Below are 4,386 nucleotides of genomic sequence, written 5' to 3'. Positions count from 1 at the left end.
CCACTCGGCGGGCCCGGCGGGCTCGGGCCACTCGGCGGGCCCGGCGGGCTCGGGCCACTCGGCGGGCCCGGCGGGCTCGGGCCACTTGGCGGGCCTCGCTGGTGCGGCGTACTCAGTCGGCCCGGATGGTCACGCCAGTCACGCCGGTCGAGCCGGTCAGGTCGGCCAGGTCGGGGCGGCCGGAGTGGGCGGCGTCGGGGTGGGGGCCTGGGCAGGGGCGGCCGGGGGTGGGTCCGTTCGGTCGGCTGACGTGTCGTGGCAGTGTTCGGACATCTCCGCCGCCGAGGAGGCGCTCGGCTGGTGGCCCGAGTACTCCCTCGACGACGCCCTGACCGCGCTCTGGGAAGGCCCGCGGTGAGCCTGCTCGTGCCCCTCTACGTCCACCCGGCCGAGGACCCCGGGGCCTGGCACCGGCTGATCACGGCCGCGGCCCGCACCTACGCGGTCGTCCTCAACCCGGCGAACGGGCCGGGCGACCACCCCGACCCCGCGTTCGGCGCGGCCGCCGCCGCGCTCCGCGGGGCGGGGGCCCGGCTCCTCGGCTACGTCGACACCGACTACGGGATGCGCGACCGCTCCGAGATCGCCGACGACGTACGCCGTCACCGGGAGTGGTACGCGGCCGACGGCTGCTTCCTCGACCAGGTGACGGCCACCCCGGACGGCCTGCCCGCCTGCCGTCGGCTGGTCCGCGCGCTGCGCCGGCTCGGCGCGGAGACGGTCGTCCTCAACCCCGGCGTGCACCCGGCCCCCGGCTATGCCCGCCTCGCCGACCTGACCATCACCTTCGAGGGCCACTGGTCGACGTATGTGTCGTCGTTCAGCAGACCGGCGTGGACCGCCCGCCACCCGCCCGAACGGCTGTGCCACCTCGTCTACGGGGTGCCCGAGGCGCTCGTGCCGCTCGCCGTGCGCACCGCGCACGAGCGGGGCGCGGGCGTCTGCGGCCCCGTCACCGGCGAACCACCCAACCCGTGGGCCCGGCTGACGCCCGCGCTGACCGGGAGCACCGACCGATGAGGCGGACGGCACTGGCGTACACGACCCTGCTGGCCACCCTGGTGGCGTCGGCGCTGGCGGGCTGCACCGGCACCCCGGACCGACCGGCCGAGGGGCGCGGCACGCCGACCTCCCACCCGGCCGGGGAACGGTGGCGACCCCGTCCCGGGCTCGCCTGGCAGTGGCAGCTGGACGGGAAGGTCGACCCCTCGGCGGACGTGCCGGTCTACGACATCGACGGCTTCGAGAACTCCGCGGCGGACGTGGCCCGGCTGCACCGCGACGGCCGCAAGGTCATCTGCTACGTCAACGTCGGCGCCTGGGAGGACTTCCGGCCCGACAAGGACGCCTTCCCCCGCTCGGTGCTCGGCGAGCGCAACGGCTGGGCCGGCGAACGCTGGCTGGACATCCGACGCCTGGACGTCCTGCGGCCGCTCATGGAACGCCGCTTCGACATGTGCCGGGACAAGGGCTTCGACGCGGTCGAACCCGACCTGGTCGAGGGCTACGGCAGCGACACCGGCTTCCCGCTCACCGCCCGCGACCAGCTCGCCTACAACCGCATGATCGCCGACATCGCCCACGAGCGCGGTCTGTCGGTGGGCCTGAAGAACGACCTTCCGCAGATCCCCCACCTCCTCGCCGACTTCGACTTCGCGGTCAACGAGGAGTGCGCCCAGTACGACGAGTGCGCCGACCTCAGCCCGTTCATCGCCGCCGGGAAGGCCGTGTTCCACGTCGAGTACACCGAACCGAGGAGCAGTTTCTGCGCGGAGTCCCGGCGGCTGCGGCTGTCCTCGATGGTGAAACGACTGGAGCTGGACGCATGGCGCAAGCCCTGCTGACCGCCCGCGCCCCGCCCGGTCGCTCCGTGCCCCCCTCCGGACACATTGCGTGAACTGCGGTTTTTCTCGATGCCGGAGACGCGCCGTCCCGGCTTCGGGATCCTATGGTGGAGATCGCAGAACAAGCACAGACGCTGAGGCGGCGCACCATGGCGGAGACGGAGACGGACTACGCGGCGGTGTTCCAGGCGCTGCCCGGCATGCTGGCGCTGCTGACGCCCGACCTGGTCTACGCGGACGCGAACGACGAGTTCCTGCGGCAGTCGGGCCGCACCCGGGACCAGGTCGTCGGCCGGTACCTCTTCGACGTGTTCCCCGACAACCCCACCGACCCCGGCGCCAGCGGCATGCGGAACCTCGCCGCCTCCCTGGCCCGGGTGGTCGAGAGCGGCGAACGGGACGCGATGGCGCTGCAACGCTACGACGTGGAGTCGGCGGAGAAGCCCGGCGAGTGGGAGGAGCGCTACTGGAGCCCCGTGAACGCACCCCTCGTCGGCCCCGACGGCACCGTGGTGCTGCTGATCCACAAGGTGGAGGAGGTCACCGAGCTGATCCGGGCCCGTTCCCGCCCGCTGGGCGACCGGGCCCAGGTCCTGGAGGCCGAGCTGTACACCCGCGCCCGTGAGCTGCAGGAGGTCAACGATCGCCTCCGCCGGGCGCACGCCCGGGAACGCGAGGTCGCCCTCGCCCTGCAACGGGCGATGCTGCCCGCGCCCGGACCCGTCCGCCACCACCGCGCGGCGGTGCGCTACCAGCCGGCCACCGGCGCGCTGAACGTGTGCGGCGACTGGTACGACCTCGTCGACATGCCCGGCGAGGACCGGATCGGTGTCGCCGTGGGCGATGTCGTCGGGCACGGGCTCGCCGCCGCCTGCGCCATGGGCCAGCTGCGCAGCGCCCTTAGCGCCGCGTCCCTCGTCGCGCACGGTCCCGCCCAGGCGCTGGACGCCCTCGGCCTGTACGCCGACTCCGTCGAGGGCGCCGAGAACACCACCGTCGTCCAGACCTGCATCGACTGGAGCGACCACACCATCATGTACAGCAGCGCGGGCCATCTGCCGCCCGCGCTGCTGTGCGCGGACGGCTCGGTCACCTTCCTCGACCAGGCGACCGACCCGCCGCTCGGCGCCCGCCCCGACCGCGTCGCCCGCCCGCAGGCCACCGTCGACTTCACCGAGGGCGACACCCTCGTCCTGTACACGGACGGGCTGATCGAGCGCCGCGTCGAGGACATCGACACCGGGCTCGCCCGTCTCGCCGACGCCCTCACCCGCCATCGCGCGGCCGACGCGGAGGACCTCGCCGACGCCCTCCTGCTCGATCTGCTGCCCCTGAGCGGCGCCACCGACGACACCGCCCTCGTGATCATCGACCTGTGACCGGTCGGCCCCGGATCACCCCTGGACGAGCTGATCGGCCAGCCGGCGGGCCTGCGCCAGCAGGGTGCCGTGGGTGCTGAGGGCGTCGGGGTCGTCGCGCACGGCGTCGGGCAGCAGGCGGTGCAGGTCGTCGAGAGCGCGGCACAGCTCCTCGACGGTCTCCCGCAGCGCCCGGTCGGCGTCATGGTCGGCGCCGCCCGCGGAGAACCGGGCCCGGCTGTACAGGCCGACGGCGCGGGCGGTGTGCCGCAGGAAGTCCGCGTAGGGGCCGGTGATCTCCGGCACGGGCCGGGCCGGCCGGGAGCCGTGGGCGGAGGTCTCCAGCACGGTGCGGGTCACGCCCGCCGTGTGCACGGCGACATGGTCGAGCACGGTGAGGGCGTCGTCGTAGGCCCGGCCGGGCGGCGCGAGGGCCCGGGTGCGGCGGCCGCGCGGGTTGACCCGCATGCTCTCCTGGCTCCAGCCGATCGCCGACCGTGCCTGGTCGACGAGGCGGGACAGGCGCAGCGCCCGTTCGTGCCACTCCCCGGCGGCGTGCGGATCCGGATCGCCCGCGCCGTCGGTGAGCCCGTCGGCCACCGCCTCCAGGATGGCCTGCGCCTCCCGGGCGGCCTCGGAGAGAGCGGCCCGGGTGTCGCGCAGATACACCGGCGGACGGATCAGGGCGTTGACGGCGATGCCGACCAGCGCCCCGAACACCGCCTCCGCGAGCCGCGCCCCGGCGGCGGCCCCGGTGACCTGGCCGCCGGTGAGCACGAACAGGGCGCCGGTCGCGGCGTAGATGCCCTGGGCGCCGAGCCGCTGCCACTGGGCCAGCAGGAGCACCACTGGCAGGACCAGGACCATCGCCACCAGGGTGTGGTCCAGCAGCAGGGCACCGGCCGTCGCCGCGACCGTGCCGACCGCGAACGCGGCCAGCTGTTGCAGACCGTGGGCGACCGACCGGTACACCGTCGACTCGACCAGCACGATCGCGAACCAGGGTGCGACGAACGCCATCGGCGCGCTCAGCCACCAGCCGGCCACGGCCCACGCCACGCACGCGGCCAGCGCGGCCTTCCCTGCCTGCGCCATCAGGTCCCGCTCGCGGCCCGGCCCCGACCAGGCACGGCGCACCGCCAGCACGACGGCCCCGCCGTGCCGCCGCACCACTTCCGTTCCTC

At 74.6% G+C, this 4,386-nt stretch carries 4 protein-coding genes and 1 pseudogene; 4 read left to right on the top strand and 1 reads right to left on the bottom strand.

Annotated elements, in window-relative coordinates; all coding sequences use genetic code 11:
- Positions 1-223: 223 nt before the first annotated feature.
- The 4 genes and pseudogenes from M8J73_RS43810 to M8J73_RS43795 all read left to right on the top strand — a co-directional run.
- A pseudogene (locus tag M8J73_RS43810) lies at positions 224-358 on the top strand (NAD-dependent epimerase/dehydratase family protein); the annotation flags it as partial.
- Positions 355-1,020, top strand: coding sequence for a spherulation-specific family 4 protein (locus tag M8J73_RS43805; protein WP_055537877.1), 666 nt, complete (start codon positions 355-357; stop codon positions 1,018-1,020). The pseudogene M8J73_RS43810 and the gene M8J73_RS43805, both read left to right, overlap by 4 nt.
- A complete protein-coding gene (locus tag M8J73_RS43800) occupies positions 1,017-1,844 on the top strand; it encodes an endo alpha-1,4 polygalactosaminidase (protein WP_055537876.1) in 828 nt (275 codons plus the stop codon). The genes M8J73_RS43805 and M8J73_RS43800 overlap by 4 nt, the downstream gene beginning before the upstream one ends.
- Before the next feature lie 149 nt (positions 1,845-1,993).
- The gene (locus tag M8J73_RS43795; protein WP_055537875.1) at positions 1,994-3,223 is read left to right on the top strand and encodes a PP2C family protein-serine/threonine phosphatase; all 1,230 of its coding nucleotides are present in this window, start codon (positions 1,994-1,996) and stop codon (positions 3,221-3,223) included.
- A gap of 15 nt (positions 3,224-3,238) precedes the next feature.
- Here the strand turns inward: M8J73_RS43795 and M8J73_RS43790 are convergent, their stop codons facing one another.
- Complete coding sequence (locus M8J73_RS43790; protein ID WP_249829894.1) at positions 3,239-4,348, bottom strand: aromatic acid exporter family protein; 1,110 nt, start codon at positions 4,346-4,348, stop codon at positions 3,239-3,241.
- Between the last annotated feature and the right edge of the window lie 38 nt (positions 4,349-4,386).

Origin of the sequence: Streptomyces neyagawaensis, from assembly GCF_023516595.1 — a bacterium.
Taxonomy (GTDB): Bacteria; Actinomycetota; Actinomycetes; order Streptomycetales; family Streptomycetaceae; genus Streptomyces; species Streptomyces neyagawaensis.
This window is presented reverse-complemented; position numbering and strand designations above follow the sequence as displayed.